This window comes from Pseudomonas sp. Sample_24, from assembly GCF_004307605.1.
Classification (GTDB): domain Bacteria; phylum Pseudomonadota; class Gammaproteobacteria; order Pseudomonadales; family Pseudomonadaceae; genus Aquipseudomonas.
In genome coordinates this window covers 1-3,727 of record NZ_RCNW01000430.1, presented here as the reverse complement: position 1 = coordinate 3,727, position 3,727 = coordinate 1, and the positions used below count along the sequence as shown (strand labels likewise).

The window sequence follows — 3,727 nt, the reverse complement described above, 5'->3', positions numbered from 1 at the left end:
AAATGGGACGCAGAGCGTCCCGGGCTGCGTTCCCACGCGGAGCGTGGGTACGATCAGTCAGGTGAACTCGAAAGTGTCCGCATCCAGATTCGCCGGAAACCGCTGCCGATACGCCGCCAGTCCCGCCGCATCCAGCACTACCGTGAACACCCCATCCGCCTCCCCCGCACTGAGCAACGTCTCGCCCTGGAAATCCAGCACCTGACTGTCGCCGGTATACGCGAAACCCTTGCCATCGGTGCCGATGCGATTCACCGCCGCCACGTAGCACAGGTTCTCGATCGCCCGTGCCGGCAACAACCGATTCCAGTGCTGACGACGTGCCCCCGGCCAGTTGGCGGTGTAGAGCAGCAGGTCAGTATCCTGAGCATCGCGGCTCCACACCGGGAAGCGCAGGTCATAGCAAATCAGCGGCCGCACGCGCCAGCCCTTGAGCTCGAACTGCACCTGACGCTCACCCGGCGTGTAGTGGTTGTGCTCACCGGCCATGCGGAACAGGTGGCGCTTGTCGTAATGCAACACTTCACCGTCCGGCCGCGCCCACAACAGACGATTGCGGTGGCTGCCGTCGGCCGCCTGCACGATCACACTGCCGGTGATTACCGCCTCAAGTTTCGCCGCCTGAGTTCGTAGCCACTGGCTGGTCGGGCCGTTTTCCGGTTCAGCCAGGGTTTGCGACTCCATGGAGAAACCGGTGGTGAACATTTCCGGCAGGATGATCAAGTCAGCTCCGCGGGCCTGCTCCAGCAATCGCTCGAAATGCTCCAGGTTGGCCTGGCGATCATGCCAAGCCAACGTCGTCTGGATCAGCGCGACGGTCAGATTCGGCAGAGCACTCAGATCACGCATAATTTTTCCGCTGCTTCACGCAGGGTCTCCTCGCGTTTGGCAAAACATAGCCGCACCAGGCGTTGGCCGACAGGGGGCGTTTGGTAGAACACCGAGATCGGAATACTCGCCACGCCATGCTCTCGGGTCATCCACAACGCCATCTCGACGTCATTGAGATCCGGACGAATCTGCGAGTAATCAACCAACTGGAAATAGGTGCCGGCTACCCGGGTGAAACTGAAGCGCGACGGCGAAAGCAGATCGCAGAACAGGTCGCGCTTGGCCTGATAGAACGCCGGAAGCTCTTCGACGTGTTGCGGCTGCTCGGCCATGAAATCAGCCAATGCGTACTGCAGCGGCGTCACACCGCAGAAACTCACGTATTGGTGAACCTTGCGAAGCTCCGCCGTCAGCGCCGGTGGCGCGACTACATAGCCGGTTTTCCAGCCGGTAACGTGGTAGGTCTTGCCGAACGAGCTGACCACAAACGCACGTTGATACAGCTCTTCATGATTGAGCACACTGACGTGGGGTACGCCGTCAAACACCAGGTGTTCATAGACTTCGTCGCTGACCAGATAGATATCGCGATCACGGATCAAATTCGCCAGCTGATCCAGCTCGGCACGGTTGATCAACGCGCCGCTCGGGTTGTGCGGAGTGTTCAGCACAATCATCCGCGTGCGCGGCGTAATGGCTTCAGCCAGTTTCTGGAAATCGATAGAGAAGTCATTCAGTCCGAGCTGCACATGCACGCAACGACCACCGGCCAGCTCCACCGACGGCTCGTAACTGTCGTAGCACGGATCGAAAACGATCACTTCGTCGCCGCTGTGGATAACGGCCTGAATCGCGCAGAAGATCGCTTGGGTAGCACCAGGAGTGATGGTCACTTCGTTGTCGGCATCGACATGCACGCCATAACTGCGAGCAATCTTCGCCGCCACTTGCTGACGCAGTGCCGGCAGCCCGGTCATCGGTGAATACTGGTTATGCCCATTGGCAACGTGACGCCCGACTGCATCGCACAGGGCCTGCGGGGCAGCGAAATCAGGGAAACCCTGGGACAGATTGATGGCCCCGGTTTGCGCCGCGAGCTGAGACATCTGAGTGAAGATAGTGATGCCGACATTCGGCAGCTTGCTGGTGATCATCGGTGATTCCCTGCTCTATACCCGGCTCTACGACGGCACGGGAGAGCCCGAGGATAGCCCAAACGGCAGGCATGAAAAAGGGCGCCTTAAAGACGCCCTTCTTCAATTGATCACCACCAAACCTGTGGCGAGGGAGCTTGCTCCCGCTGGACCGCGAAGCGGTCCCAAGATCAGCAACCGAGAATGCTCAGATTAAACGCATCGACTGTTTTTGCGACTGCTGCGCAGCCGAGCGGGAGCAAGCTCCCTCGCCACAGAGTGCCCACACACATATGTGTGGGCTGGCTTGAATCAACGCTTGTCGCGGCGTTTCTTGTCGGCCTTCTTGTGGTGGGACATCAAGCGACGCTTCTTGTTGACCTGGCGGTCGGTGAGCGAGTTCTTGTTGCCTTCGTACGGGTTCTCGCCGCCCTTGAACTCGATGCGGATCGGCGTACCGACCAGCTTCAGAACACGACGGTAAGTGTTTTCCAGGTAACGGACGTAAGACTTCGGCACCTTCTCGATCTGGTTACCGTGGATCACGATGATCGGCGGGTTGGCACCACCCAAGTGCGCATAGCGCAGCTTGATCCGGCGGTTGTTGACCATCGGCGGCGCGTGCTCGCCAACTGCATCTTCCAGAATCTGGGTCAGGCGGTTGGTTGGCCAGCGGGTGACTGCGGACTTGAACGAATTCTGTACGGATGCGTAGAGGTTGCCCACGCCCGTGCCGTGCAGTGCCGAAATGAAGTGGATGTCGGCGTAGTCAACGAAGAACAGGCGACGCTGCAGCTCGACCTTCACGAAGTCGCGCTCGCTCGGCGTCATGCCGTCCCACTTGTTGATCGCGATAACCAGCGCACGACCGGCTTCAAGGGCAAAGCCCAGCAGGTTGAGATCGTGGTCCACCACGCCTTCGCGGGCGTCCATCACGAAGATCACCACGTTGGCGTCTTTGATCGCTTGCAGGGTTTTGACCACGGAGAACTTTTCGACTTCTTCGTGGATCTTGCCGCGCTTGCGCACACCCGCGGTGTCGATCAGTGTGTACTTCTCGTCGTTACGCTCGAACGGGATGTAGATGCTGTCACGGGTGGTGCCGGGCTGGTCGTAGACGATGACCCGGTCTTCACCGAGCATGCGGTTGACCAGGGTCGACTTGCCGACGTTCGGACGGCCGATGATGGCGATCTTGATTCCGTCTTTTTCGCTTGGGCCAGGAATGCGCTTGGCTTCCTCGCCTTCGGCAACGATCTCTTCCTCGCCTTCTTCCGGCTCTTCTTCGTCTTTCGGGAAGTCGCTCAGGGCGATTTCCAGCATCTGGGTGATGCCACGGCCATGAGCACCGGCGATCGGAATCGCGTGGCCCATGCCCAACGGAGCGAATTCGGCGCGGGCCATTTCAGGGTCGATGTTGTCGACCTTGTTGGCAACCACGTAGGAACGCTTGTTACGTTTGCGCAAATGCTCGGCGATCATCTGGTCGGCGGCGGTGAAACCGGCCTTGGCATCTACCAGGAACAGAACAACATCCGCTTCTTCAATGGCCAGCAGCGACTGCTCGGCCATTTTTTCGTCCATACCGTGCTCGTCACCGGAGATACCACCGGTGTCGACCAGAATGTAGGAACGCCCTTGCCACTTGGCCTCACCGTATTGGCGATCACGGGTCAGACCGGACAAGTCGCCGACGATGGCGTCGCGAGTCCTGGTCAGGCGGTTGAACAAGGTGGACTTGCCGACGTTCGGTCGGCCCACCA

The 3,727-nt window shown here is 59.5% G+C and carries 3 protein-coding genes; all 3 read right to left on the bottom strand.

The genetic code is table 11. The annotated features are described in order from the left end of the window. Positions 1-57 precede the first annotated feature (57 nt). Entirely contained in the window at positions 58-849 is a 792-nt protein-coding gene (locus D8V06_RS25295) for an amidohydrolase (protein WP_056855261.1), read from the bottom strand. Continuing rightward, positions 837-1,985 carry a pyridoxal phosphate-dependent aminotransferase gene (locus tag D8V06_RS25290; protein ID WP_130905811.1) on the bottom strand — a complete coding sequence of 383 codons (1,149 nt, stop codon included), beginning with the start codon at positions 1,983-1,985 and terminating at the stop codon, positions 837-839. The genes D8V06_RS25295 and D8V06_RS25290 overlap by 13 nt, the downstream gene beginning before the upstream one ends. A 291-nt stretch (positions 1,986-2,276) precedes the next feature. Then, a complete protein-coding gene (gene der / locus D8V06_RS25285; RefSeq protein ID WP_241667866.1) occupies positions 2,277-3,725 on the bottom strand; it encodes a ribosome biogenesis GTPase Der in 1,449 nt (482 codons plus the stop codon). Positions 3,726-3,727: the final 2 nt, after the last annotated feature.

Coding starts and splice junctions, on each gene's coding strand:
- D8V06_RS25295 (WP_056855261.1), bottom strand. CDS start 849: ATGCGTGATCTGAGTGCTCTGCCGAATCTGACCGTCGCGCTGATCCAG.
- D8V06_RS25290 (WP_130905811.1), bottom strand. CDS start 1,985: ATGATCACCAGCAAGCTGCCGAATGTCGGCATCACTATCTTCACTCAG.